The sequence below is a fragment of the Bacillus sp. FSL M8-0025 genome (assembly GCF_037975475.1).
Classification (GTDB): domain Bacteria; phylum Bacillota; class Bacilli; order Bacillales; family Bacillaceae; genus Bacillus; species Bacillus subtilis.
Genome location: NZ_CP150258.1, coordinates 1,339,622 through 1,363,152 on the forward strand (window position 1 = coordinate 1,339,622; position 23,531 = coordinate 1,363,152).

Here is a 23,531-nt window from a genome sequence, read left to right on the forward strand (position 1 = left end):
TAGACTTACAAAGATAAGAGGGATTATTCATGAAATCATATATGACTCAGCGGTTGGACGAATACCGTGACGGAAATGAGGATAAAGGGCGGCTCTTGGTCAGCTGCCCCGATCAGCCGGGTATCGTCTCTGCAGTTTCCGCGTTTTTATTTGAACACGGTGCCAATATTATAGAATCAAATCAATATACGACAGACCCTGAAGGCGGCCGGTTCTTCCTGAGAATCGAATTCGACTGCGCAGGCATTCGTGAGAAAAAAACATCACTTCAGGCGGCGTTTGCCTCTGTAGCGGATAAATTCGACATGACATGGAGCTTAACTTTGGCGAGCGAACTGAAGCGTGTCGCCATTTTCGTTTCAAAGGAGCTCCATTGCCTGCATGAGCTGATTTGGGAATGGCAAACCGGCAACCTGATGGCGGAGATCGCTGTTGTCATCAGTAACCATGAGGAAGCGAGAGAGCTGGTTGAGCGCCTGAACATTCCATTCCACTATATGAAAGCGAACAAAGACATCAGAGCGGAAGTCGAAAAGAAGCAGCTTGAACTGCTGGAGCAGTACGATGTTGATGTCATCGTGCTCGCACGCTATATGCAGATTCTAACTCCTGATTTTGTTTCGGCTCATCCGAATCGCATCATCAATATCCACCATTCATTCCTGCCAGCTTTTATCGGTGCGAATCCGTACAAACGGGCCTACGAGCGCGGCGTGAAACTGATCGGTGCGACATCTCATTATGTGACAAACGATCTTGATGAAGGGCCGATCATTGAACAGGATATTGAGCGTGTGGACCACCGCGATAATGCGGAAGCGCTGAAAAACATCGGAAGAACAATTGAGCGCAGCGTGCTTGCCCGTGCTGTGAAATGGCATTTGGAAGACCGTGTCATCGTTCATGAAAATAAAACAATCGTCTTTAACTAGACTGCAAGAGGCCCGCGCAATGCGGGCTATTTTTGATGACAAAAAACCTTGACAAGTGTCTTTTTTCTTTGCATAATATAAAAAAATCATTGAGCGTTGAAGAGGATTAGTAAGCAGACCTTTCTGTGACAGAGAGCAAAATGAATCGCTGAAACATTTTGCCGCATGAAACCTGCCGAACCTGCCTTGGAGTCCTAGGGGGAAAACCTAGGCGCATAACCTGGCGTTACAGGAGAGCGGAGCGTGCACAAGCGCGTTCAATCAAGGTGGTACCACGGAAACCCATTTCGTCCTTATGAATCAGGATGAAATGGGTTTTTTTATTGTAGAAGAGCCGCGGAGGAGAATAAATGAAAAAACAAAGAATAGTAGTGAAAATAGGAAGTAGTTCGCTCACGAATAGCAAAGGAAGCATTGATGAGGCAAAAATCAGAGAGCATGTTCAGGCGATTTCCGTGTTAAAAAAAGCGGGGCATGAAATGATTCTGATTACCTCGGGTGCCGTAGCGGCGGGGTTTTCCAGCCTCGGTTATCCGTCCCGTCCCGTTACCATCAAAGGAAAACAGGCGGCGGCCGCGGTCGGACAAACACTGTTAATGCAGCAATATATGAATCAATTTAAACAATACTCATTAACTCCGGGACAAATCCTTTTAACGAGAAATGATTTTTCGAAAAGAGAACGGTACCGAAACGCGTATGCTACGATAATGGAATTATTGGAACGCGGCGTCATTCCGATTATCAACGAGAACGATTCTACATCTGTTGAAGAATTGACATTCGGAGATAATGATATGCTTTCTGCGTTAGTCAGCGGATTGATTCACGCGGACCAGCTCATGATTCTCACCGACATTAACGGACTGTATGATGCCAATCCAAATGAAAATCCTGAGGCGAAACGATTTGATTATTTGCCGGAGATCACGCCTGAATTGCTTGGATATGCAGGTTCAGCTGGATCAAAGGTCGGCACCGGCGGAATGAAATCAAAGCTGTTAGCCGCACAAACCGCGCTGTCTCTGGGAGTGAAAGTATTCATTGGAACAGGCAGCGGAGAGCAAAAACTTGCGGACATTTTGGACGGCAGGGGAGACGGCACTTATATCGGAGACAAAGAACTATCTTCGGTTAACAACACAAGGCAGTGGATTCAGTTCCACTCGCCGATATCGGGAGAAATTATCATTGATGCGGGTGCCGAGGAGGCGATGATCCATAATGGAAGCAGCCTTTTGCCCGCTGGCGTTGTGGGTGTGAACGGAAGCTTTCCGAAAGGGGCGGTTGTGGAAGTCAGGGGACCGGGCGGCGTGATCGGCAAAGGCCAAACTCATTACTCCTCCGAGGAGATTATGGAGGCTAAAGGCAAACGCAGTGACGAACTTGATTTTGAGAAAACGTTTGAGGTTATTCATAGGAATGACTGGGTCAATGTAAAAGACTAGGAGGCGGAAAAATGAGTGAAGTTTCTGTAAAAGCGAAGCTGGCGAAAGAAGCAGCAGCCGAAATGATCATGAAAACAACAGCCGAGAAGGATGAGGCGCTCAGCCTCATTGCAAACGGACTCCGCAAAGAACTGGATTTTCTCTTGGCGGAGAATGCAAAAGACATTGTGAACGGAAAAGAGAATGGTTTAACACCGGACATCATTGACCGTCTCACATTGGATGAGAAACGTATACGCGATATCGCGGACGCGGTGGAGCTCTTAATCGACTTAGCGGACCCAATCGGCGACTCTCTTGAAACGATTGAAAAAGAAAACGGCCTGTTTATTGAAAAAATCCGTGTGCCGCTCGGTGTCGTAGGAATGATTTATGAGGCGAGGCCAAACGTCACAGTTGATGCGGCTACCCTTTGCCTGAAGACAGGGAACGCGGTTGTGCTGCGGGGAAGCTCCTCAGCCATCCACAGCAACAAAGCGCTCGTCAGTGTCATTCACAGAGCACTTGAGCAATCAGCGCTTCCGATTCACGCTGTGCAGCTGATTGAGGATACAAGCAGAGAGACAGCAAAAGAGCTCTTTACGTTAAATGATGGCTTAGACGTATTGATTCCGCGCGGAGGCAAGAAACTGATTGATCTCGTTGTGAGAGAATCAACAGTTCCTGTATTAGAAACGGGAGCAGGAAACTGCCACATATTCATTGACGAAACAGCCAAACCGCAAATGGCAGAAAAGGTTGTCGTAAATGCCAAAACGCAACGCCCTTCCGTATGCAACGCGATTGAATCATTGCTGATTCACAAGGCTTGGGCAAGACAGCACGGGAAAGAATTGCTGGACCAGCTGGAAAACGCGGGAGTTGAAATTCGCGGTGATGAATTGGTGTGTGAACTTCACCCTTCAAGTAAACAAGCATCAAAAGAAGATTGGGAAACTGAATTTTTAGCGCCTGTCCTCAGTGTAAAGACTGTTGAGAACGTCCAAGAAGCTGTGAAGCATATCCAACAATACGGCACCAATCATTCTGAAGCGATATTAACTGAAAATGACAAAAACGCGGCTTATTTTCAAATGGCTGTCGATGCTGCCGCTGTTTATCATAACGCGTCAACCCGTTTTACTGATGGCTTTGAATTCGGCTACGGAGCCGAAATCGGCATCAGCACGCAAAAGCTTCATGCAAGAGGGCCAATGGGGCTTCCTGCACTGACTTCTACAAAATACATCATTAAAGGAACTGGGCAAATCCGTGAATAGCAGGGCAATGTTCAATAAAAAAGCTTATCTCGTAACGAGATAAGCTTTTTTATACGCGAAAAATTGACATTTCAAATTTAATTGTGTACAATTTGATTGTATAAAATATATTGGGGGAATGAAAAATGAGTCAGCCATTATTTACAGCAACTGTTTCAGCGGTAGGAGGAAGAGAAGGAAAGGTCATTTCATCAGACCGCGTTCTTGAGCTTGATGTCGCAATGCCGGGGACACCGAGAGCCAAGAAATTAGAAAAAGCGACAAATCCAGAGCAGCTGTTTGCAGCAGGTTATGCAGCTTGCTTTGACAGCGCCCTGCAGCTTGTCGCAAGAACAGAACGAGTAAAAGTAGAGACAGAGGTTACAGCGAATGTAAGCCTGTTAAAGGATGAAGCGGACCAGGGCTACAAGCTTGGTGTGACGCTGCAAGTAAAAGGAGAAGGAGTCAGTGCATCAGAATTGGAGGCGCTTGTGAAAAAAGCGCACGGCGTCTGCCCGTATTCAAAAGCAACCTCCGGAAATATTGATGTGACACTTGAAGTTGCTGAATAAATAAAAAGAGGATGCCTTGTACAAGGCATCCTCAATTTTTTTGATGGAGTGTTTCCAGCAATGTATATAGAGCGGATTTTAACTGTTTGAGATCCTCTCCAGACTGCTTTGAGAGCCCCAGAATTGTTTCTGGGATGTCAACCGCTTTATCCTTTAATAACGCTCCGTCCTCTGTCAGGCTGATCAACACGGACCGCTCATCCTCTTCAGATCTTTTTCTCGTAATCAAACCCTGATGTTCCATTCGTTTAAGCATCGGAGTGAGCGTCCCTGAATCTAAATACAGCTGTTCGCCCATTTTTTTGACAGTAAGCGTTTCATGTTCCCATAACAAAAGCAAAGCCAAATATTGAGGGTATGTTATATTCAGCTTATCAAGCAGCGGCTTGTATTGCTTTGTCATTTCCCGCGAACTCGCATATAGCAAAAAACAAAGCTGATTCTCCAATTTCATATGATCAAATTTATTTTCCATTTTGTTCACCAACTCTTTTTTGTCATTCGATTCTATTGTATCTGAAAAACCTCACTTTTCCTATTCTCGGCAAACATAGCATGTTTAAAAAGATCAGAAAGGGAAATATAACAACTAGATATAAATAAGGAGGTTGGGAAATATGGCACTATTTACAGCAAAAGTAACCGCGCGAGGCGGACGAGCAGGACATATTACATCAGATGACGGTGTTCTTGATTTTGATATTGTCATGCCAAATGCCAAAAAAGAAGGACAAACCGGCACAAATCCGGAACAGCTCTTTGCGGCAGGGTATGCTGCATGCTTCGGCGGCGCGCTCGAACACGTAGCCAAAGAGCAGAATATCGAAATTGATTCGGAGATTGAAGGGCAGGTCAGCCTCATGAAGGATGAGAGCGACGGCGGGTTTAAAATCGGTGTCACACTTGTTGTGAACACGAAAGATTTAGATCGGGAAAAGGCACAAGAGCTTGTCAACGCCGCTCATGAATTCTGTCCTTACTCAAAGGCAACCAGAGGAAATGTTGATGTAAAACTAGAATTAAAATAATGACCGGCATCCTGAGGATTCTCAGGATGTTTTTTGGTGTCGGACATGCGGGGCGGGCACAGATTTATGATAAAACGTCAGAGAAGCGTTTGAAGCATGCCTTTAAACCAAAAGTTACAGATGAAGCGGGTGGCTGGCACGGTGTCTGCCGTGCTGAATTGCGCGTATATGCTGTTTTGTATTTGCACAGGGCATAGCGGCTACTTGGAGAAATAACAAGGATCAGGCCGCACATGCCTGATCCTTTTAATATTCTTTCTTATTGGCGAAGTTCCGCCATGCTTGAAACGGTGATAAATGCTCTGTCAGAGTCACTTGATAAAAGGGGATCGTTCTTTCTTCAGCAGGTTTATCAATTTCTTTATAAATGAATGAATCATCAAACCCGGCTTCGGCAGCGTCTGTGTGCTCAGCTGCATAGAAAACGGCTTTAGGCCGGGCCCAGTAGATGGCGCCCAAGCACATTGGGCATGGTTCACAGCTCGTATACAAAATGCAGTCATCAAGCTGGTATGCTCCTAGCACCTTACAGGCTTTTCGAATAGCTGTGACTTCCGCGTGGGCAGTCGGATCATTGCTTGTTGTGACGTTGTTCTGTCCTTCTGCAATAATGGCTCCGTCTTTCACGATAACGGCTCCAAAAGGCCCGCCGATTCCTGCATTCACTCCTTCACATGCGAGAGTGACAGCCCGTTTTAAGAACGTTTCATGATTCATCCCAATCCCTCCTGTCAATAGAGTGTTATTAGTATAGCCGAAAAGAATGCAAAGAACATTCTTAAAAAAGTGCAAAATAAACAAAGTATTTGGGAGATTTGCTAAAATAAGAAACTGATTGTTGCTGTATTATAGAAAAAAACCATCTGCCAAATGCAGATGGTTTTTTCAAATTATACTAGCTGTGTCTGCTGTGCTCTTGCCTGTTTTGCAGCTTCAACCATGTTTTTCAATGCTGCAACCGTTTCTTCCTGCTGTCTTGTTTTCAATCCGCAGTCTGGATTTACCCAGAAGCGGTCAGTCGGACAGACGGCAAGCGCATCAACGATAATATTGTACATTTCTTCAGTTGACGGCACACGAGGGCTGTGAATGTCATATACACCAAGGCCAAGCCCTTTCAAATACGGGTGGTTTTTTAAGTAATCTAAAAATCCTCCGTGGCTTCTGCTATGTTCGATTGTAATCACATCGGCATCAAGATCATTGATTGTATCAACGATATCTTCGAAGTTGCTGTAACACATATGTGTATGAATTTGTGTCTCGTTTTTCACGGAAGAAGTGGTTAATCTGAATGCTTCTGCCGCCCAAGTCAAATACTCATCCCAATCGCGGGTTTTCAATGGAAGGCCTTCGCGCAGCGCCGGTTCATCGACTTGAATGATTTGAATGCCTGCGTCTTCAAGCGCTTTAACTTCTTTGCGAAGGGCAAGCCCGATTTGGAAGGCGATTTCTTTCCTCGAGATATCGTTTCGAGGGAAAGACCAGTTTAAGATTGTAACCGGGCCCGTCAGCATTCCTTTTACATGCTTGGAAGTCAATGACTGTGCGTAGACTGTGTCTTTCACTGTCATCGGTTCAATAAATTCAACATCTCCGTAAATGACTGGCGGGCGGACACAGCGTGAGCCGTATGATTGAACCCAGGCATATTTAGTGAAGGCGAAACCGGCCAGCTTTTCACCGAAGTATTCGACCATGTCTGTCCGTTCAAATTCGCCGTGAACAAGGACATCAAGCTCCAATTCTTCCTGAATATCAATCCATCTTTTTGTTTCCGCATTGATAAAGTTTTGATACTGTTCATCGGACCACTCAGCTTTCCGCCATTTTTGGCGTGCGCTCCGCACTTCAGCAGACTGCGGGAAGCTGCCGATCGTTGTCGTCGGCAAAAGCGGAAGGCCGAGAGATTCATTTTGCAGGGCTAAACGTTCTTCAAACGGAATCGGACGCTTGAAGTCTTTATCAGTTAATTGCTCAAGCTCTTTCTTTTGTTCAGAATTGGCGCCTGTTGCAAACTGTTTAAGCGCCTGGATATCAGCCTTAGCCTGCTGAATCTCTTCGCTGATCGCCGCTTTTCCTGATACTAAACCTTCTTTCAAAGCTGTCAGCTCGGCCAGCTTCTCTTTTGCGTAGGATAATCCGTTCAATAGGTCTTTTTCCAAATGCTCATCAGGGTGTTTCGCTACTGGAACATGCAGCAGGCTGCTGGAAGGCTGAATCCACAGTTCATCAACTTTTGCAATGCTGAGAATATCAAGAACGGCATCGAGACGCTCTTCAAGGTCCGCTTTCCAAATGTTGCGTCCGTCGATAACGCCGGCTGCCAGCACTTTGTCTGTCGGAAAGCCATGTGTTTTAAGCTGTTCCAGGTTTCTGCCTTTGTCGTGAACGAAATCAAGGCCAATTCCCTGAACCGGGTAAGAGATCAGCTCTTCATAAGCATCAACAGAATCAAAATACGTCTGCAAAAGCACATTCAAGGATGAAAGCTCACTTGTAATGCTTTCAAATAATTCTTTTGCGCCGCGGACATCTTCACTAGAGGCGGTAACGAGCGCCGGCTCATCGATTTGAACCCATTTTACGCCTTCTTCTTCAAGCTCTTTCAAAAGCTGTACATATAATGGCACAAGGCGTTTTTGGATCGCTTTTGCTTCAGACGGTTCATAGCCTTTAGCAAGCGTAACGAACGTATAAGGGCCGACAATCACAGGCTTTGTTTCCACACCGTACTCCTGTTTGATCCGGCGATAATCTTCGAGTTGTTTGTTTCTTGTCAGACGGAACTCAATGCTCTCGTCATATTCCGGAACGATGTAATGGTAATTTGTATTAAACCATTTTGTCATTTCACTAGATACAGCGTCTTTGATTCCGCGGGCGATAGCGAAGTATGTATCGGTAGCGTCAGTCAAATGTCTGAACCGTTTCGGGATCCAGTTGAAGCTGACTGCTGTGTCGAGTACATGGTCATACTGTGTGAAATCAGAAACAGGCACAACATCAATCTGCTGGTCAATTTGTGTTTTTACTGCGGATAAAAATAGTTCGTCGATTTGCTTCAAAAACGTATCTTTATCAGTACTGCCTTTCCAATACGCTTCAAGTGCTTTTTTCCATTCCCGGTTCAGTCCGATTCTCGGAAATCCTAAATTCGATGTTTTGATGGTTGTCATTGTTTCTCCTCCTTTATATGTAAAACACTCTCTTTCACCCGCGGATACAGGCTGCTAAGAGGTTTTCTCACAACAAAAAGCCTCTTTCCCATGAGAGAAAGAGGCTTTTCTACGTAAAACACTGCCTCTCTCATCTCTCAGACACAATCTGATGGAATTAGCACCGTGCCTTATGAGACATCAGTCTCGGCGCGAAAAGCAGTGCGCCCCATTTCACAATGGTATTACGGTCGGTTGCTGTTGGGGTCAAAAGGCCAATCCCTCGCCCAACTCTCGATAAGAGAAAATGTTATTAATTTTTTGAAAAGTTGAATCATTTGTTGGTAATCTTAACAGTAATTCAAATTCATTGTCAACATAGAATTTGAAATTTTTATTTACATGATGTGGTGTATATTATATAAGAAAAATAATCTTATAGGGTCAACAAATGTGATTGCTCTGCTTTTTCTGCGAGCTCATCAGGAGCTGTTAAATACAGGAATCCATTGCCTGCCAGCGTTTTTGCAATATCAAGAGGAAGTGTCCTGCGGATTAGCTGTGCGAAAACCTCAGATTCAGAAAGCTTTCTTTGAAATGATTCTTCTTCATAGCTTTTGATTAAAGCAAGCGCACCGCTGACATGAGGGGCAGCCATTGAAGTGCCGGTCAGCTTACCGTACTTCTTGTTGGGAAGGGTGGATAAGATGTTTTCTCCTGGTGCCACAAGGTCAATCTCTTTATTCGCGTTAGAAAATTCTGATAATTCTCGCGCTACTGAAACAGATCCAACTGCAATGACTTCGTTATAAGCTGCGGGGTAGGAAAGCTCTTCTGTGCGTTCGTCGCCGTCACCTTCATTTCCCGCTGCACAAACGACAAGCACTCCGTTTTTGACTGCGTTTTTCACTGCTTCTTCCAGCTCTGGCACATCGCTTGGCCCTCCAAGGGACATTGAGATGATGTCGACTTTCTGTTCCACCGCGTAGTTGATGCCGTTGATTATCCATTCGTATTGTCCGCTGCCGTTCTCGCCGCCAAGAACCTTCACAATCAATAGGCTTGCCTCAGGCGCGACTCCGGCAATGCCTCCGTTTGAATCATTAGCTGCAATCGTTCCGGCGACGTGTGTGCCGTGTCCGTTGTAGTCGGAAATCGCATCTTCCTTGCCGCCGTCGTCATCCGTGAAGTTCTTTCCGCCGATGATTTGATTTTTTAAATCAGGGTGGCTTGTGTCGCAGCCCGTGTCTAATACAGCAACTTTAATATTTTTGCCTTTTACCCCTTTTGCCCACATTTCTGGCGCCTTAATCACTTTAATGCCCTCAGGAAGCTCGTTTACATCCATGATCTGCTCATTCGTCACATACGGGATCAAGCGGATTTCACCATTCATAAAAAAGCCCTCCTTTTTTATGCTTGCAAGTGGATTCAAGGGTGTTGCCTCATATTATATGAAAAAAACAAGCGCTCGGACAGAGCCATTTGAAGCATTTTGAAAAAATAGGATACACACCAAAGAATTAGTAATTTTCAAAATATTGGATGGCTTCGGCGTGTATGACTGGGATTCAACTGTAAGTCAAGTTATAATAGTGTTGGGGAAAGGAGCAGTGTCATGAAACTGAATGAAAAATTATATGCATTTTTTTCAGAGCATGTGGAACAAATGGCCGAGGAATGGATTGAAACGATGGAGGAAAGTGATCCGAATTCGCTTTACGCCCTACATAATGCAACAGTAACGGAAGAATTGAAAGAGCAGGACAGAGAATTTTACCGGCATCTGAATTACATGTATGTTTTACCGGAAAAACAATTTCTCGAAGAGTTTCAAGAGTGGGTCATTGAGCTGACCAACGATCAAAAACATCTCGACACACCGGTTCAGTATGTCATTCGGGAGTTTATGAGAAACAGGAGATTATATACGAAGTATTTTGAGAAGTTCGCAGAAGAAAATGAATCAGCGTTTGAACCGGGAGAGAAGCAAAAATGGGCAGATTTGATTGTAAAAGTATTTGATTTCACCATTTATACATTCGTTGATCACGCTGAAATGAATGCCAAGCAGCAATTAAACGCCCAAAGAGAAATGATATTGGAATTAAGCTCACCTGTCATTACCCTGAGCAAATCAACAGCTCTGCTGCCGCTTGTCGGTGACATTGATACCGAACGGGCGAAGTTTATTCTGGAAAACACGCTTCAAGCTTGTGCGAAAAGACGTGTGGAGCATCTGTTAATCGATCTGTCAGGTGTTGTTGTGGTGGATACGATGGTGGCGCACCAGATCTTTAAATTGATTGAGGCGCTTAATCTGATCGGTGTCCGGTCAACCCTGTCAGGAATCAGGCCTGAAATTGCGCAAACTGCTGTACAGCTGGGGATTGACTTTTCGAATATTACCATTAAAACCAACCTTGCCCAAGCATTAAACTATCATCAATAAAAAAATCCGCTATCTGTGATAGCGGATTTTTTATGATGCGAAACATAAAGATACGAGAAAGGATCCCGCGAATAATATGAGGACGAGGCAAAAGAACACCCAGTCGCGCCGATTCACGCTCAATGTCCTGTAGTATGTCCGGTTTCTGCTTCCTGTAAAACCTTTCGATTCCATCGCAAGCGCTGTCCGTTCCGCTTTTCTGATAGCGCTTGCCAATAGCGGTATGGTATATCGTTTTAATGCACTGATTTTATTAATGAACCCGCTCTCCGCCGCTCCTCCTCTGATTTTATGAGCCTGCTGAATCAGCTGGATCTCATCCTTTAACAGCGGAAGAAAGCGAAAGCCTGCAATGACACCGTACGCGAGCTTTGGTGAGAGCCTGCACTGCTGGACAAGGCTCAGCATAAATAAAATCGGATCGGTTGTAAAAACAAACATCATCGATAAGGCGGAAAAGCATAAAATACGAAACCCAAGGGAGATGCCGACAGACACATTATCGCTGTTAATTGAGATAGGGCCTGCTTGAAACAAAAAATTATCCGGTGTTGTCGGCACCTTTCCAAAAACTGCGGCTGTCCACACGCACCCGAATGCTAAAATCAAAAACGGAATCGTAAACAACAACCATTTTTTCAATGGGATTCCGGCCGCCAGTAAAACGCCCGCAACAATGATGATATAAAAACATGCCGGAGTGTAAGGGTTGTAAATAAATGACAGCATGACGAAACAACAAAAAACCGCCGCCGCTTTCACAGTCGGATTAATGAGATGTAACGGCTGCTTCATCACGCACCTCCTCTTGATATGCCATCCATTCATATAGAAGGGGAAGGGTGAGCTTTGCTTTTTGGACAAGCCCTGTTTCTTGAGAAAACAACTGCGCTGGAGATCCGTCAAAGGCCAGGCCCGTATCGTGAAGCACAAGCACGCTGTCAGCATACGAAGAGACTAGCTCCATATCGTGTGTAATCATAAGGACAGCGGTTCCCTCTGCCTTGATACGCTGAATCATTTCCATGCATTCAGCCGCCGTGCGGGCATCCTGGCCAAAGGTTGGTTCGTCTAATAATAAAACCTTTACGTCATGCATGAGCATAGTAGCTACGCTCAGTCGCCGTTTTTGCCCTTGGCTGATCGCAAACGGATGATGATCAGCCAAATGCTCAAGACCAAAACGCTGCAGCAGGTGTTGCGCTTTTTTCTCAGTTTCAGCATTTGCTTTCTGGCCGAACAGAAGCTCGTCATACACCGTATCGGTGACGAATTGATGCTCAGGGTTTTGAAAAACAAATCCCATCCGTTTACGCAATTCTTTTTCTTTATATTTCTGCAGCGGCTGGTCATAAAGAAGGATTTTGCCGCTTTGCGGTTTCATGAGACGGGCCAGAACTGATAAGAGCGTCGATTTTCCAGTGCCGTTCGGACCGACAAGCGCCGTTAAAGAGCCTCCGCGCAACGAAAAGCTGATGTCTTTGAAAATCGTCTGCTGTCCTCTCGCGAACGAAAGGCTGCTGACTTCAAGCACACTCTCCCCAGAAGGAGCTTCCTTCTTTTTGGCATGCCCGGCGGGAATAGGCTCTTTGAACAGCATTTCTTTTGATAAAGTAAACGGCATACTCAGCTTTTCCTGCAGATGACAGACCTTTGGAATGGCGATGCCCAATTTCTTTAGTGTCTCCGCTTCGTGTTGAAATAGATTTTTCGTCAGGCCATCCAGCGCTTTTTTGCCTGATTTGTCAAGCGCGATCGTTCTCTCAATCCAAGCCGCCCATTCATCAAGCTGGTGCTCAATGACGAGGAGGCTGAAACCTTTTTCCCGCTGAAGATCCTTCATCAGATGAACGAACTCCCGCGCTGAGAAAGGGTCTAAAAGAGAGGTCGGCTCATCTAAAATAATAAGCTCAGGCTCCATCGCCAAAATACAGGCGAGAGCCACTTTCTGCTTTTGTCCTCCTGAAAGGGTTGAGATCGTTTTTTCTTTTAAATGGGTAATGCGTAATTTTTCTAATACGGCGTTGATTTTCTCTGTCATTTCTTCTTTTGGAATTTGCAGATTTTCCAGCCCGAACGCAATTTCGTCCTCCACCGTCAGCATGCAGAACTGCTGATCAGGATCCTGAAAAACGACCCCGGCATGCTGAGCAATCGTTTCGGAGGTCTCAGCATCTGTGACCGGCTTTTGAAATAGAAAGACATGTCCGGACTGAATGCCGTCGCAAGCCTCCGGATATAGACCGTTTAAACAAAGGGCGAGCGAGCTTTTACCGCATCCGCTCGGTCCTAATAATAAAACACATTCTCCTTTTTGAAGCTCAAACGAAATGTCTTGAAAAACCGGTTTCTCGTCTTCTTCATAAGAGAAGCTGAGCTGCTCAACCGTCAGAAGCTCATCAAAGGCTTGCATGTTCTGACGCCCGCTTCCGTTTCTTTTTCAGTTCCTTTCCGAGTGCCATTCCGTTTAACACACCTGTATAAGCGAGAGAGTCGCTGACAGCTTTTCCGAGAAGCCCTGCCAAAAGCGCGCCGGAAATGAGACGGATCACAAGCATAATGAGCAGATAACCTGGTGAATAGGCTGCATAGCCAGAAACAAAGAGATCATAGATAAAGCTGGCTACTGAAGACCCCATACCGGCCAGCATAAGGACAGGGAGAGAGTATGCTTTCCAGCGTGTTGCAAGAAATACAGCCTCAGCCCCGAGCCCTTGAACAATGCCAATGACGATGACCATCGGGCCAGACGGATTTCCCAGCAGGCACTCAACGAGAGCGGCAATGATTTCAGAAACGAGCGCCGCACCCGGTTTTCGAATCATGTACGCGGCGATCACAGAAACGATAAACCAAATGCCGTAAATCGGTTCATAGGCGATTGGTCCAAACATACCTGCAAGCACGTTTCCGAAATGTGTAAATAATAAATAAACAACGGCAAATACGATACTGATAACGGACATGATGACAATTTCTTTTACTTTCCAGCTTTTCATGTTATCCCTGCTTTCTGTTTTTTCTTGATGGACTGTTAGCCGAAAGATTCACAGTCATGGTGATGTGGTTTGTTTGCTGCTCAGCCATGCGGAAAACGGCCTCCAATGTGCTGAATACGTCATGCGCATCCCCGTCAAGCTCGCTCGCGTAATGGACACCCTGTACGAAAGTGCCTTGGGCTTTTGCAATGTCGACAGCCTCCATAATCAATCCCATATAATCCGGCTCGTTCATTGGATAAAGGGCAAATTGGCACGGCGCTTCCGCCTTCAAGCCTCGGACAGCATCTTCATTGACACGCTTATCACCTTTGGAAAGATATGTATCCCCCTGTGTGTCACCCGGGCATCCAATGGAAAACGTGCCGTTCATGACGATGTGTTGTTCGCTGTTCGCTGCATAAAGGTAAATGGCTTTTGCAGCATCGAATACATGATCAATTGATCCGCGTAAAACCGTGCTGATATGGTCGGTTTTCGTCCATACATTGGATGTATCTGTTTTTTTCAGCGCAGACTTGATCACACTGATAAAATCATCCGTCATCGGATATAAAGAGAAGCGAAAACCGGCGCTTCTGCTTGTACCGCAAATATGCTCCATTTCTCCGACCTCCTGTTTTTTTGGTAAAATAAAAAACTGCATATCCTAAGGGAATATGCAGTCATAGATCGATTAAGCGCACAAAAAAATACACCATTCGGTCAACCTGCACTTCCCCACGCTGGTATTATCCAGATCGGGTCATAAGGGATCAAAGCGCGTTTCTTCCGCGCTTTATCTCAGCCAAAACAGCACCCCTAGTGCTTTCCGTATACAATTTTTTATTTTGACATCATAATAGATGATAAGAATCATTTTGTAAACAACGAAATCATTTTTTTCATATAGGGACGGGAGAGGATGATCAAATTTGGAAAAAGGATACATATTAATTGTGGAAGATGAAGAAAAAATCGCCAGGGTTCTTCAGCTTGAATTGGAATATGAAGGATACAGCGTCACCATCAAACACAATGGCACAGAAGGTCTGGATGCGGCAGCGAAAGGCGGGTATTCCTTGGTGCTTCTTGATGTCATGCTTCCGGGGCTTAGCGGACTGGAAGTACTGCGCCGCTTGAGAAAAACGGATCCGCAGACACCGGTCATATTATTAACGGCGCGAGACAGTATTCCTGATAAGGTAACAGGTCTGGACATCGGTGCAAATGACTATGTCACCAAGCCGTTTGAAATCGAGGAATTGCTTGCGAGAATCAGGGCGGCGCTGCGGCAAAATGGAACAAAAACGGAAGATATCGGCACCTTTCTTACATATGACGATTTGCGGGTGAACGAAAAAACCCGTGAAGTGAGACGCGGAGACAAAGAGGTGGAATTAACGCCGCGGGAATTTGATCTACTCGTCTATATGCTAAAGCATCCGCAGCAAGTGCTGACACGGGAGCAAATTCTAAGCTCGGTATGGGGATTTGATTATATCGGTGATACAAATGTCGTGGACGTCTACATAAGATACATCAGAAAAAAACTGGACTATCCTTACGAAAAACAGCTGATCCATACGATACGCGGGGTCGGCTATGCCATTAAGGGGTAAACGATGAAGCTGAAGACCAAGATTCATCTATACACATCAATATCACTGTTGATTTTATTAATTTTGGTGCATACCGCAGTCTATCTCATTTTTTCGTCTGCGCTGACATCAAAGGATGCATCCCGGCTTGCTGATGAGACGGATAACATTGCCGAAGCGCTGCGTGCCGCTGAAACAGAAGGAGTGGCTTTGCAGGATATGCTGCAGGCCTATCTTCCGGCAAATGGCATGGTGCGTGTAGTGAATGGTGATCAAAAAGCCGTTATGACGATCACAAAAGAAAAAGCCTATAAAGATTTTCCTCTCTCTTTTCATAGCGGAGAAACGGCAGATGTGAGGAAACATGACGGCAAGCTGTTTGCCGAGGCTGCTGTTCCGGTGATTTGGACCGATGGACAAGTGGTTTCTCTTCAGCTGGTTGAAAGGCTTGAGAACACAGAAGAGAGTCTGTTTCTGTTGAAAATCATCTTAATCGCTGCAAGTGCTGCTGTCTGCATTGCTTCTTTTTTTGCAGGCAGCTTGCTAGCCCGCCGAATCATCAATCCGATCAGACGATTAATGATCACAATGAAAGACATACAGCGAGACAAAGAATTTAAAACGATTTCTTTAGAAGGACAGTCCAACGATGAATTGTATCAAATGGGGCTGACATTTAATGAAATGGCAATGATGCTGAAGGAGCACTATGATAAACAGCAGCAATTTGTTCAAGATGCTTCACACGAATTGAAAACGCCGCTCACCATTATAGAAAGCTACAGCAGCCTGATGAAGCGGTGGGGTGCAAAAAAGCCGGAGGTGCTTGAGGAGTCGATAGAAGCCATTCACTCAGAAGCGGTGCATATGAAAAAACTGACCAATCAGCTTTTGGCGCTGGCCAAAAGTCATCAAGAGCTTGAGCTTGATCTGAAAACAATCGATCTGATTGAAGCGGCGCGGGCGGTTATGCAAACGCTCCAGTCCGTTTATCAGCGTGACATATTGCTTGAAACAGATAAAGAGAGCCTGCTTGTAAAGGCTGATGAAGAACGCATCAAGCAGCTGTTGACCATTTTGCTTGATAATGCAATAAAGTATAGTGAAAAGCCTATTGAGATGTCAGCCGGAACGAGGAATGGACGGCCGTTTCTATCAGTGAGGGATGAAGGCATCGGAATACCTGAGGAGCATATCCCGCATTTGTTCGAACGGTTCTACCGGGCAGATGAGGCACGAAACAGAAAAACAGGCGGAACGGGTTTAGGCCTTTCCATTGCCAAGCAAATCGCCGATGAGCATGGCATTGAGCTGTCTGTCAAAAGCAAGCCGGGACGAGGAACAGCTGTCACCATGCAATTCAGCGAACAGAATGGGGGAGGCCGATGACTAAAACAATAAAAACAGTATCTTTTGCTGCAGTAGCCATTTTAGTTGTCATCATCTGTACGTTTCTCATCATTCGGCAAACCCATGAGAACGTATTGTCAAAGGAGACTGTCGTAAAAAAAGTCGAAGCCTCTTATGAAGGCAAGGTCACGAAAGCAACACAATCAAAGGATAAAAAAACATATGATATAACGCTTGAAAATCAAAAGGGAACTTACTTTGTAAAAGCAGACGCAATATCGGCTGACATTCTTTCAATGAATAGAGTAAAAGCAGTGAATCCATCTGCCATGACAGAAAAAGAAGCCGAGCATCTCGCGCTTGAGCGGGTGCCGGGAACGGTCAAAAAACAAACACGACAAAGTCGAGTTGCCACTTATACCATACAAAAAGAAGATGGAAAAACATACGAAGTGAAGGTAGACATGCAGGCAAAAACAGTCTTGTCTGCCGATCAAATCAGCAGCAAAGATCAACAAAAAACGCCGATTACGAAAAAAGAAGCCAAAACAATTGCAGAGCGAAAAACGGGCGGAACAGCGGATGACGCAGATCTCGAAGAAAGTGAGGGCACTCTCATCTTTGAAGTGGACGTTGATCTTCCTGATAATAAGGAAGCGACAGTGAAAATCAATGCCTACACAGGAAAGGTAGCTAACATTGTGTATGAAGACTGACGGTTTCTCATCAAATTCTCATCTTGCTCTCGTTTTCCTTTCATGTTGAGTGTGTAAACTGTACTCATACAAAACAAAGGAGGACTCACAAATGCTCAAGAAAAAATGGATGGTCGGTCTTTTAGCAGGGTGCCTAGCGGCCGGAGGATTCAGCTACAACGCGTTTGCCAAAGAAAACAATGAAAACAGACAGGCTTCTTCTAAGACGGATGCACTCACTGAACAAGAAGCAGAAGCAATTGCTAAAACAGTTGTTGACGGCACAGTAGAAGACATTGACAGAGACCTTTACAACGGTAAAGAAGTCTATGAAGTGGAGATTGAAAAAGAAGGTGAAGACTACGACGTTTATGTAGATATTCATACAAAACAAGCGCTTAATGACCCGTTAAAGGAGAAAGCAGAACAAGTCGCCATAACCAAAGAAGAAGCTGAAGAAATTGCTTTAAAGCAAACAGGTGGAACCGTAACAGAAAGTAAGCTTGACGAAGATGACGGTGCTTACATCTATGAAATGGAAATCCAAACGAAACAAGGAACTGAGACAGAATTTGAAATTTCCGCAAAAGATGGACGCATTATCAAACAGGAGATAGATGACTAATCAAAACCCCCGCTGCAGCGGGGGTTTTTCATGATAAGAAACCTTCTTTTGGACAATCTAAGTAGAAAAGGAGGCGAAACGCATGGAAAAGAAAGAGGAGCAATACATCAATCAGGCTGAATATGTCCCTCATCCGACGAAGGAAGGAGAGTACGCCTTATTTCTTCATGAAACGTATCATTTGCTTTCTGAAGATGACGAGACACAAACAACAGAATAAGGGCTTAGGCCCTTGTTTTGTTCCGTAATTGTGATGTAAGCGCATTTATTACTTTTTTGAGTTGACACAGCTTGTTTTTTTCTGTAATCTCAGTGTGTCAATTCAATTAGGAACTTCGTTAGGTGAGGCTCCTGTATGGAGATACGCTGCTGCCCAAAAATGTCCAAAGACGCCAATGGGTCAACAGAAATCATCGACATAAGGTGATTTTTAATGCAGCTGGATGCTTGTCCTATGCCATACAGTGCTAAAGCTCTACGATTGAAGGCGCCCGCACGCTTTTTTTGCCGTGCTTCTTTCACCTTCAATCCCGAAGGCTTTTTTTATGCCTTTAAAACGAAACCAATCAAAGGAGGTGCGGAGTATGGATTCTCCCCATTCGAGTCAATCTGAAGAAGTACCCATATACTATGACAGCAAGACAATTGATTACACGATGAGGAGACGAACTGCCGCACCTTCTGGCGAGGCCGGCACGTCTCCGTAGAGGAGGTACGAGTCCCGATGGTTCAAAACATGACCTATGACGAACTCATTTTACGCATCATTATTTTACTGCGAGACGGGAAAATCAGGGATTTTAGAAGTGTTATTGATGAGCTTCAGCCCTATGACATGGCATTTATTTTTAAAGAAATGCCGGAAAAACACCGCGCCCGCTATTTATCTTATTTAACTGTAGACGATATCACTGATATGATCGGGGAGCTGGAACGCGAATTTCAGCTTGTCGTCTTAAATAAAGTCGGAAAAACAAAAGCAACACTGGCGATGAACAAAATGGACAACGATGACCTCGCTCAATTGCTTGAAGAAATGGACGAAGAACTGAAGGAACAGCTTTTGTCCAGCATGGAAGCGTCAGAATCAAAAGCTGTACAGCTCTTGATGAATTACCCGGCTGATTCAGCGGGACGCATGATGACAAACCGGTATGTGTGGATTCCTCAGCATTACACGGTAAAAGACGCGGTCGTCAAACTGAAAAGCTTCGCTGAAATAGCTGAATCGATCAACTACTTATATGTTATTAATGAAAGCAAACAGCTGGTTGGGGTTCTTTCCTACCGCGATTTGATTCTGGGTGAACCTGAAGAAAAGGTGCAGGATTTAATGTTTACCCGCGTCATATCAGCAGATGCTCTTCAGGACCAGGAAGAAGTTGCCCGCCTGATTGAACGTTACGATTTTTTGGCAATACCGGTTGTAGAAGAAAACAACGTGCTTGTCGGCATTGTGACGGTCGATGATATTATCGACGTCGTTATTCGGGAAGCTGATGAGGATTACGAAAAATTTGCCGCTTCCGGTAAAGACATCACCTTTGACACAAAAGCTTACGTGGCGGCATACCGGCGCCTGCCATGGCTGATTTTACTCTTGTTTATCGGACTGATTTCAGGAAGCATTATCAGCTATTTTGAAGACGCGCTGAAGCAGGTTGTCGCGCTTGCGTTTTTCATGCCGATGGTGTCAGGGATGACAGGAAATACGGGAACACAATCTCTCGCGGTTGTTATCAGAGGTTTGTCTAAAGAAGAAATGAACAAAAAAACGATTGTGCGCCTGATCTTCCGGGAGTTCAGAACAAGTATTTTTATCGGAGCGGTTTGTTCTGTGCTGATTGCGATTGTTTCTATCATATGGCAGGGGAATGCGCTTTTGGGATTTGTTGTCGCCTCTTCACTGTTCTTAACCTTAATCATCGGCACGATGTCAGGAACGATTATCCCTATTATTTTGCACAAACTGAAAGTAGACCCGGCGATTGCTTCTGGACCGCTGATTACAACGTTAAACGATATTTTATCTTTATTAATCTACTTTGGCATTGCCACTGCATTCATTCACTCATTATAAACGTAAAAAGTCCGTCTCAACTGCGAGCCGGACTTTTATTATTTAACGGTTTTTGTACCGAAAGTGAGCATTAAGCTGCCCCTCCAGCATTTTTTTCCGCACTTGCGGATCGTTTTTTAACATCTGTTCTTTTTTGCGCATATCCTTTAAAATCTCTGCCGTCTGTACGCCGTCTTCACGCTTATTGGCGATATCCATCAGCCGCTCCACATCGGCAAAGGAGTATTTTCTTGTCCCCCTTGAAGAACGCTGCGGGTAAATGAGCTTTCGTTCCTCATAATACCTGATCTGTCTTACGGACAATCCTGTCAATTCACTCACAATTCCGATTGAAATCACTTTTTTGTCTTTATAAGAATGATCTTCTGTGGTCATTTTTCCACCCCTGGATGTCTTTTGATAATAGTATATAAAAAACAAAGAGAAAAAACCTGACGCTTGTCATATTTTCTAACATCAAATAGAAGATTTTTGAAAAAATACGGAAGAAAAATTAACAAGAATAATGCGTAACACCCAAGCGCGTTTTATCCTTTATGTAACGAATCAAACGAGGAGGAAGGATAATCATGGAGGAAGAAAAAGCGGTCTCACTGGCAAAAGAAATTATAGAGTTGGATATCAGGCGTGATGAAATGCTGGAGACGTTTATGCAGCTTGCCGGAGAACAGGCTTTTCAATTATTAAGATCGGTTCAAAACGGACAATACCGAAAATCTTCGTAAACATAAATTCTTTACATTAGATTCATACCACGTTCATTTAAAAAGAGTATCTTTTGTATAGGATACCTCAAAATGAAGGAGGACGCTATGAGTAATTTATTGAAATCCGCTTTAGAAAAAGAACGAAGCCATTATTCTGAAAAACTCTATCAGATTGGGGTTTATAATAAAGAGGTCATGAACAAAATGACGATTTCTGAGCTTCGGAAAGAATATGCTTATTTCTTTCGAAGCATTACAAATCATAAAAATTATCCTTATACAAGATAATGTATAAGGATTTTTTTGCTTTTAGAAGGAATTTCTCGAATTATAGCGAATACGTATAGTAAGGGACTGAACTCTTATTATATGTAAGGGTTTTCATTATTTTTTTATAAAAATCCTATATACGAGGTAGATATGATGAGATTATCGTTTAACGAAGAAGAAGTTGAGCGTGCGATGAATTTGTACAGAGTTTTTGCAAGGGCTTTCAAAAGTGTGTCCGAACATAGTATCCGTGATAGCAAAGAGCACGGTTTTAATCCCACTGAATTTGCTGTACTGGAGCTCCTGTACACAAGAGGCCCGCAAAAATTACAGCAAATTGGGTCGAGACTTCTGCTTGTAAGCGGAAACGTCACATATGTTATTGACAAACTAGAAAGAAACGGGTTTTTAGTTAGGGAGCAGGACCCGAAAGATAAACGCTCTGTTTACGCACATTTAACTGACAAAGGAAATGAGTATTTGGATAAAATTTATCCGATTCATGCACTGCGTATTGCGAGAGCGTTTTCAGGTCTTTCGCCTGATGAACAGGACCAGCTGATCGTCCTGCTCAAGAAAGCAGGCATACACAGCCAGCATTTGCTGTTTCGTTAACTATTCTACACTCTCTATTTCAGGAGAGTGTTTTTTTGATTCCATATGATTCTTTTTAAAACATCTTCAATCTTCCTATCAGACATTTCGCCAAGGTATCCATTGACGTGTTTTTTATACTCCTTCCTCTGTTCGTTCGATTGAAAAAATGCCGCGATATACTCTTCTGCTTTCTGCATGTCCCAGTTTCTCATATCTGTGACGAGCTTCCTTTCATGTAGGAGGTTTAAATTCATTTCCTCCTGTCCCGGCAGTGCATGATAAATAAATACCGGAAGCCGTTTCTGTAAGCATTCACTGATGGTCACGCCTCCGGGTTTAGTCATGATGCCTGTCGCCTGTTCGTACAAACGGTTCATCTCTGCTTTGCTGTGAAGGTAAGGAATCGCCTCAATCAAGGGGTGGTGTAAACTTTTGACATAGGAGTAGAGCTTTTCGTTTCTGCCGCATAATATTTTGTATAAGATCTTTCCGCCTGGCGACAGTTCCTGCACCCATTTTAAAATCCCACCGACCCCCATACTGCCCCCTGTGATGATGATGGTATATGGCGGGTGGTGCTGCAAGGTATCTGCTGATTCCATTTCAAAATTTCGGTGAACTGGAATACCGGTCAAGTATATGTTGTTCTGATCGATCCCCTCTGATATTAGCTGCTTCTTTACTTCCGTGCTCGGAACAAAATGGTAATCAATGTTCTTCCGTCCCCATAATTGATTTACGAAAAAATCAGTGTATACATTCACAACCGTCAGATTCGGATATTCAGGCTTTAATCGGTTCAGCAGATAAGAAGGCAGCGCATGTGTGCAGAAGGCGATATCAGGCTGTTTTTCTTGGAGAATGTGCCTCATTTGCTGTGTGAACAGCCATTCGTACATGAAATAGCGTTTGTCATGCTGAAATTCTCCGCAGGCGAGGAGCCTGTAAATGCCGCTGTACGTTTTCGGGAAATATTGAATCCATTTTAAATAAGCCACGGAGGACAATTTTTCTAACCGCCTATACGAATGTGAAAAGATATCAATCTTTTCAGCTGCCAGCCCTTGAGACTCTAATTCAGCCTGCAATGCATCAGCCACATGATGATGGCCGGTGGAAATGCTTAAAAAAGGAAAAATGAGAATGTTTTTCATGACAGTCCTCCTTAAAAAATATGGCAACTATATTTTGAGGAGAACGTTCACAAAATATAAGGGTGTCTTTGATCACAAGGAAGGTGAAAAGATGAAAACCTGTTTCCTTTCCATTTGGAGAATGGTTGATCCGATTTATTTCTTTTTTTCAAGGCTAAGCTTGATTGACAACGATCAAAAAAGCGTTTTTCGAGTCAGGCTGACGAAGTATAAAGGACATCATGTCATACTGAGCGATGGAACGCATATTAGAAAAAATGATGTGCTCGTTAAAATTCATCTGCACAATATTAAGCTGATAAGAGAACTGCAAAGCATTGAGAGCGCAGTCAGAAAGGGAATCATTATTTATCAGAAAGTATATCAATCGATGCCGCTTCTTCTTGACTATATTAACAATCATAAAAAAAGCGAGAAAATCAAAGGAATCATTGGGATTACAATGCTTGACAAAGGTGTGGAAAGGCTCGGCTTTGATGTGATCACCCCGGTGAATCCTTTTTACAGATGTTTTAAAAAAGTGTCCCATGTGCCGATTTTATATTTGACTTCAAAGCCTGTGAGCTTGCGGCATTTACCGAATTCATCCTATTTGTTTATCTCAAAAGAAAAGCTGCAGAAAACCTATCAAAAAAAAGACTGATGC

28 protein-coding genes and 3 riboswitches are annotated in these 23,531 nt (G+C 44.1%); of the genes, 18 read left to right on the plus strand and 10 right to left on the minus strand.

What is annotated here, in order from left to right; translation table 11 throughout:
- The first annotated feature begins 29 nt into the window (after positions 1 to 29).
- The 4 genes from purU (at position 30) to MKX38_RS07040 (ending at position 4,190) form a co-directional block, all read left to right on the plus strand.
- On the plus strand, positions 30 to 932 hold the full coding sequence (purU, locus tag MKX38_RS07025; RefSeq protein WP_041850915.1) for a formyltetrahydrofolate deformylase: 903 nt from the start codon (positions 30 to 32) through the stop codon (positions 930 to 932).
- 350 nt (positions 933 to 1,282) lie between these two features.
- Positions 1,283 to 2,380, plus strand: a complete 1,098-nt coding sequence (proB, locus tag MKX38_RS07030) for a glutamate 5-kinase (RefSeq protein WP_014479591.1) — start codon at positions 1,283 to 1,285, stop codon at positions 2,378 to 2,380.
- A gap of 11 nt (positions 2,381 to 2,391) precedes the next feature.
- Positions 2,392 to 3,639: a glutamate-5-semialdehyde dehydrogenase gene (proA, locus tag MKX38_RS07035; protein ID WP_339189070.1), complete on the plus strand. Its 1,248-nt coding sequence runs from the start codon at positions 2,392 to 2,394 to the stop codon at positions 3,637 to 3,639.
- 125 nt (positions 3,640 to 3,764) lie between these two features.
- Positions 3,765 to 4,190 (plus strand): organic hydroperoxide resistance protein, encoded by a 426-nt coding sequence (locus MKX38_RS07040; protein ID WP_003232574.1) that lies wholly within the window; start codon positions 3,765 to 3,767, stop codon positions 4,188 to 4,190.
- Positions 4,191 to 4,221: 31 nt separating this feature from the next.
- Here the strand turns inward: MKX38_RS07040 and ohrR are convergent, their stop codons facing one another.
- On the minus strand, positions 4,222 to 4,665 hold the full coding sequence (ohrR, locus tag MKX38_RS07045) for an organic hydroperoxide resistance transcriptional regulator OhrR (protein ID WP_173614048.1): 444 nt from the start codon (positions 4,663 to 4,665) through the stop codon (positions 4,222 to 4,224).
- A 142-nt stretch (positions 4,666 to 4,807) separates the two neighbouring features.
- On the opposite strand from ohrR, the gene MKX38_RS07050 reads away from it, so the two are divergent.
- Positions 4,808 to 5,218, plus strand: a complete 411-nt coding sequence (locus tag MKX38_RS07050; protein ID WP_003232570.1) for an organic hydroperoxide resistance protein — start codon at positions 4,808 to 4,810, stop codon at positions 5,216 to 5,218.
- A gap of 26 nt (positions 5,219 to 5,244) precedes the next feature.
- A complete protein-coding gene (locus MKX38_RS07055) occupies positions 5,245 to 5,415 on the plus strand; it encodes a hypothetical protein (RefSeq protein ID WP_003232568.1) in 171 nt (56 codons plus the stop codon).
- 49 nt (positions 5,416 to 5,464) lie between these two features.
- Here the strand turns inward: MKX38_RS07055 and guaD are convergent, their stop codons facing one another.
- From guaD to isp, 3 genes are all read right to left on the minus strand, one after another.
- Positions 5,465 to 5,935 carry a guanine deaminase gene (gene guaD, locus MKX38_RS07060; protein ID WP_003245084.1) on the minus strand — a complete coding sequence of 157 codons (471 nt, stop codon included), beginning with the start codon at positions 5,933 to 5,935 and terminating at the stop codon, positions 5,465 to 5,467.
- Between the two features lie 173 nt (positions 5,936 to 6,108).
- Positions 6,109 to 8,397 (minus strand): 5-methyltetrahydropteroyltriglutamate--homocysteine S-methyltransferase, encoded by a 2,289-nt coding sequence (gene metE, locus MKX38_RS07065; protein ID WP_003232565.1) that lies wholly within the window; start codon positions 8,395 to 8,397, stop codon positions 6,109 to 6,111.
- A gap of 127 nt (positions 8,398 to 8,524) precedes the next feature.
- A riboswitch (SAM riboswitch) is annotated at positions 8,525 to 8,680 on the minus strand.
- Between the two features lie 132 nt (positions 8,681 to 8,812).
- Complete coding sequence (isp, locus tag MKX38_RS07070; protein ID WP_014479598.1) at positions 8,813 to 9,772, minus strand: serine protease Isp; 960 nt, start codon at positions 9,770 to 9,772, stop codon at positions 8,813 to 8,815.
- Between the two features lie 222 nt (positions 9,773 to 9,994).
- Here isp and rsbRB point away from each other — a divergent pair, with 222 nt between their 5' ends.
- Positions 9,995 to 10,828, plus strand: coding sequence for an RsbT co-antagonist RsbRB (gene rsbRB / locus MKX38_RS07075; RefSeq protein ID WP_003232560.1), 834 nt, complete (start codon positions 9,995 to 9,997; stop codon positions 10,826 to 10,828).
- A gap of 30 nt (positions 10,829 to 10,858) precedes the next feature.
- Here rsbRB and thiX read toward each other — a convergent pair whose 3' ends face one another.
- The 4 genes from thiX to thiU are packed head-to-tail and all read right to left on the minus strand — an operon-like array spanning position 10,859 to position 14,431.
- Complete coding sequence (thiX, locus tag MKX38_RS07080; protein WP_339189073.1) at positions 10,859 to 11,623, minus strand: HMP/thiamine ABC transporter permease ThiX; 765 nt, start codon at positions 11,621 to 11,623, stop codon at positions 10,859 to 10,861.
- Complete coding sequence (locus tag MKX38_RS07085) at positions 11,598 to 13,241, minus strand: energy-coupling factor transporter ATPase (RefSeq protein ID WP_339189076.1); 1,644 nt, start codon at positions 13,239 to 13,241, stop codon at positions 11,598 to 11,600. The genes thiX and MKX38_RS07085 overlap by 26 nt, the downstream gene beginning before the upstream one ends.
- The gene (locus MKX38_RS07090; protein WP_003232554.1) at positions 13,228 to 13,827 is read right to left on the minus strand and encodes an ECF transporter S component; all 600 of its coding nucleotides are present in this window, start codon (positions 13,825 to 13,827) and stop codon (positions 13,228 to 13,230) included. The genes MKX38_RS07085 and MKX38_RS07090 overlap by 14 nt, the downstream gene beginning before the upstream one ends.
- Position 13,828: 1 nt before the next feature.
- Positions 13,829 to 14,431, minus strand: coding sequence for an HMP/thiamine ABC transporter substrate-binding protein ThiU (thiU, locus tag MKX38_RS07095; RefSeq protein ID WP_339189078.1), 603 nt, complete (start codon positions 14,429 to 14,431; stop codon positions 13,829 to 13,831).
- Between the two features lie 96 nt (positions 14,432 to 14,527).
- Positions 14,528 to 14,640: riboswitch (TPP riboswitch) on the minus strand.
- 101 nt (positions 14,641 to 14,741) lie between these two features.
- Between thiU and ykoG the strand changes: the two genes are divergently transcribed.
- The 7 genes from ykoG (at position 14,742) to mgtE (ending at position 20,157) form a co-directional block, all read left to right on the plus strand.
- Positions 14,742 to 15,428, plus strand: a complete 687-nt coding sequence (gene ykoG, locus MKX38_RS07100; RefSeq protein ID WP_069322543.1) for a two-component system response regulator YkoG — start codon at positions 14,742 to 14,744, stop codon at positions 15,426 to 15,428.
- 3 nt (positions 15,429 to 15,431) lie between these two features.
- Positions 15,432 to 16,796, plus strand: a complete 1,365-nt coding sequence (gene ykoH, locus MKX38_RS07105; protein WP_339189079.1) for a two-component system sensor histidine kinase YkoH — start codon at positions 15,432 to 15,434, stop codon at positions 16,794 to 16,796.
- On the plus strand, positions 16,793 to 17,473 hold the full coding sequence (locus tag MKX38_RS07110) for a PepSY domain-containing protein (RefSeq protein WP_015252235.1): 681 nt from the start codon (positions 16,793 to 16,795) through the stop codon (positions 17,471 to 17,473). Before ykoH ends, MKX38_RS07110 begins: the two co-directional genes overlap by 4 nt.
- A gap of 91 nt (positions 17,474 to 17,564) precedes the next feature.
- Positions 17,565 to 18,077: a PepSY domain-containing protein gene (locus MKX38_RS07115; protein ID WP_014479606.1), complete on the plus strand. Its 513-nt coding sequence runs from the start codon at positions 17,565 to 17,567 to the stop codon at positions 18,075 to 18,077.
- Positions 18,078 to 18,159: 82 nt separating this feature from the next.
- Positions 18,160 to 18,297: a transcriptional regulator SplA domain-containing protein gene (locus MKX38_RS07120; protein WP_003218541.1), complete on the plus strand. Its 138-nt coding sequence runs from the start codon at positions 18,160 to 18,162 to the stop codon at positions 18,295 to 18,297.
- A gap of 107 nt (positions 18,298 to 18,404) precedes the next feature.
- Positions 18,405 to 18,570: riboswitch (M-box (ykoK) riboswitch) on the plus strand.
- 91 nt (positions 18,571 to 18,661) lie between these two features.
- On the plus strand, positions 18,662 to 18,784 hold the full coding sequence (locus MKX38_RS07125) for a hypothetical protein (RefSeq protein WP_009967087.1): 123 nt from the start codon (positions 18,662 to 18,664) through the stop codon (positions 18,782 to 18,784).
- A 17-nt stretch (positions 18,785 to 18,801) separates the two neighbouring features.
- Positions 18,802 to 20,157 carry a magnesium transporter gene (gene mgtE, locus MKX38_RS07130; RefSeq protein WP_003232543.1) on the plus strand — a complete coding sequence of 452 codons (1,356 nt, stop codon included), beginning with the start codon at positions 18,802 to 18,804 and terminating at the stop codon, positions 20,155 to 20,157.
- 42 nt (positions 20,158 to 20,199) lie between these two features.
- Here mgtE and tnrA read toward each other — a convergent pair whose 3' ends face one another.
- On the minus strand, positions 20,200 to 20,532 hold the full coding sequence (gene tnrA / locus MKX38_RS07135) for a MerR family transcriptional regulator TnrA (RefSeq protein WP_003232541.1): 333 nt from the start codon (positions 20,530 to 20,532) through the stop codon (positions 20,200 to 20,202).
- Between the two features lie 194 nt (positions 20,533 to 20,726).
- Here tnrA and MKX38_RS07140 point away from each other — a divergent pair, with 194 nt between their 5' ends.
- The 3 genes from MKX38_RS07140 (at position 20,727) to MKX38_RS07150 (ending at position 21,749) form a co-directional block, all read left to right on the plus strand.
- Positions 20,727 to 20,882 carry a hypothetical protein gene (locus MKX38_RS07140; protein ID WP_015252234.1) on the plus strand — a complete coding sequence of 52 codons (156 nt, stop codon included), beginning with the start codon at positions 20,727 to 20,729 and terminating at the stop codon, positions 20,880 to 20,882.
- 87 nt (positions 20,883 to 20,969) lie between these two features.
- Positions 20,970 to 21,152, plus strand: a complete 183-nt coding sequence (gene ykoL / locus MKX38_RS07145; RefSeq protein WP_015252233.1) for a stress response protein YkoL — start codon at positions 20,970 to 20,972, stop codon at positions 21,150 to 21,152.
- A gap of 132 nt (positions 21,153 to 21,284) precedes the next feature.
- Positions 21,285 to 21,749: a MarR family transcriptional regulator gene (locus MKX38_RS07150; RefSeq protein ID WP_003232536.1), complete on the plus strand. Its 465-nt coding sequence runs from the start codon at positions 21,285 to 21,287 to the stop codon at positions 21,747 to 21,749.
- Positions 21,750 to 21,763: 14 nt separating this feature from the next.
- Here the strand turns inward: MKX38_RS07150 and MKX38_RS07155 are convergent, their stop codons facing one another.
- A complete protein-coding gene (locus MKX38_RS07155; RefSeq protein ID WP_129137615.1) occupies positions 21,764 to 22,885 on the minus strand; it encodes a glycosyltransferase in 1,122 nt (373 codons plus the stop codon).
- A gap of 91 nt (positions 22,886 to 22,976) precedes the next feature.
- Here MKX38_RS07155 and MKX38_RS07160 point away from each other — a divergent pair, with 91 nt between their 5' ends.
- Positions 22,977 to 23,528: a hypothetical protein gene (locus tag MKX38_RS07160; RefSeq protein WP_339189083.1), complete on the plus strand. Its 552-nt coding sequence runs from the start codon at positions 22,977 to 22,979 to the stop codon at positions 23,526 to 23,528.
- The last annotated feature ends 3 nt before the right edge of the window (positions 23,529 to 23,531 follow it).

Coding starts and splice junctions, on each gene's coding strand:
- MKX38_RS07085 (WP_339189076.1), bottom strand. CDS start 13,241: ATGCAAGCCTTTGATGAGCTTCTGACGGTTGAGCAGCTCAGCTTCTCT.
- proA (WP_339189070.1), top strand. CDS start 2,392: ATGAGTGAAGTTTCTGTAAAAGCGAAGCTGGCGAAAGAAGCAGCAGCC.
- MKX38_RS07150 (WP_003232536.1), top strand. CDS start 21,285: ATGATGAGATTATCGTTTAACGAAGAAGAAGTTGAGCGTGCGATGAAT.
- ohrR (WP_173614048.1), bottom strand. CDS start 4,665: ATGGAAAATAAATTTGATCATATGAAATTGGAGAATCAGCTTTGTTTT.
- MKX38_RS07055 (WP_003232568.1), top strand. CDS start 5,245: ATGTTTTTTGGTGTCGGACATGCGGGGCGGGCACAGATTTATGATAAA.
- MKX38_RS07125 (WP_009967087.1), top strand. CDS start 18,662: ATGGATTCTCCCCATTCGAGTCAATCTGAAGAAGTACCCATATACTAT.
- purU (WP_041850915.1), top strand. CDS start 30: ATGAAATCATATATGACTCAGCGGTTGGACGAATACCGTGACGGAAAT.
- guaD (WP_003245084.1), bottom strand. CDS start 5,935: ATGAATCATGAAACGTTCTTAAAACGGGCTGTCACTCTCGCATGTGAA.
- ykoH (WP_339189079.1), top strand. CDS start 15,432: ATGAAGCTGAAGACCAAGATTCATCTATACACATCAATATCACTGTTG.
- isp (WP_014479598.1), bottom strand. CDS start 9,772: ATGAATGGTGAAATCCGCTTGATCCCGTATGTGACGAATGAGCAGATC.
- rsbRB (WP_003232560.1), top strand. CDS start 9,995: ATGAAACTGAATGAAAAATTATATGCATTTTTTTCAGAGCATGTGGAA.
- MKX38_RS07040 (WP_003232574.1), top strand. CDS start 3,765: ATGAGTCAGCCATTATTTACAGCAACTGTTTCAGCGGTAGGAGGAAGA.
- proB (WP_014479591.1), top strand. CDS start 1,283: ATGAAAAAACAAAGAATAGTAGTGAAAATAGGAAGTAGTTCGCTCACG.
- ykoL (WP_015252233.1), top strand. CDS start 20,970: ATGAGTAATTTATTGAAATCCGCTTTAGAAAAAGAACGAAGCCATTAT.
- metE (WP_003232565.1), bottom strand. CDS start 8,397: ATGACAACCATCAAAACATCGAATTTAGGATTTCCGAGAATCGGACTG.
- MKX38_RS07160 (WP_339189083.1), top strand. CDS start 22,977: ATGAAAACCTGTTTCCTTTCCATTTGGAGAATGGTTGATCCGATTTAT.
- MKX38_RS07050 (WP_003232570.1), top strand. CDS start 4,808: ATGGCACTATTTACAGCAAAAGTAACCGCGCGAGGCGGACGAGCAGGA.
- tnrA (WP_003232541.1), bottom strand. CDS start 20,532: ATGACCACAGAAGATCATTCTTATAAAGACAAAAAAGTGATTTCAATC.
- MKX38_RS07090 (WP_003232554.1), bottom strand. CDS start 13,827: ATGAAAAGCTGGAAAGTAAAAGAAATTGTCATCATGTCCGTTATCAGT.
- mgtE (WP_003232543.1), top strand. CDS start 18,802: ATGGTTCAAAACATGACCTATGACGAACTCATTTTACGCATCATTATT.
- thiX (WP_339189073.1), bottom strand. CDS start 11,623: ATGAAGCAGCCGTTACATCTCATTAATCCGACTGTGAAAGCGGCGGCG.
- MKX38_RS07110 (WP_015252235.1), top strand. CDS start 16,793: ATGACTAAAACAATAAAAACAGTATCTTTTGCTGCAGTAGCCATTTTA.
- MKX38_RS07120 (WP_003218541.1), top strand. CDS start 18,160: ATGGAAAAGAAAGAGGAGCAATACATCAATCAGGCTGAATATGTCCCT.
- MKX38_RS07155 (WP_129137615.1), bottom strand. CDS start 22,885: ATGAAAAACATTCTCATTTTTCCTTTTTTAAGCATTTCCACCGGCCAT.
- MKX38_RS07140 (WP_015252234.1), top strand. CDS start 20,727: ATGGAGGAAGAAAAAGCGGTCTCACTGGCAAAAGAAATTATAGAGTTG.
- MKX38_RS07115 (WP_014479606.1), top strand. CDS start 17,565: ATGCTCAAGAAAAAATGGATGGTCGGTCTTTTAGCAGGGTGCCTAGCG.
- thiU (WP_339189078.1), bottom strand. CDS start 14,431: ATGGAGCATATTTGCGGTACAAGCAGAAGCGCCGGTTTTCGCTTCTCT.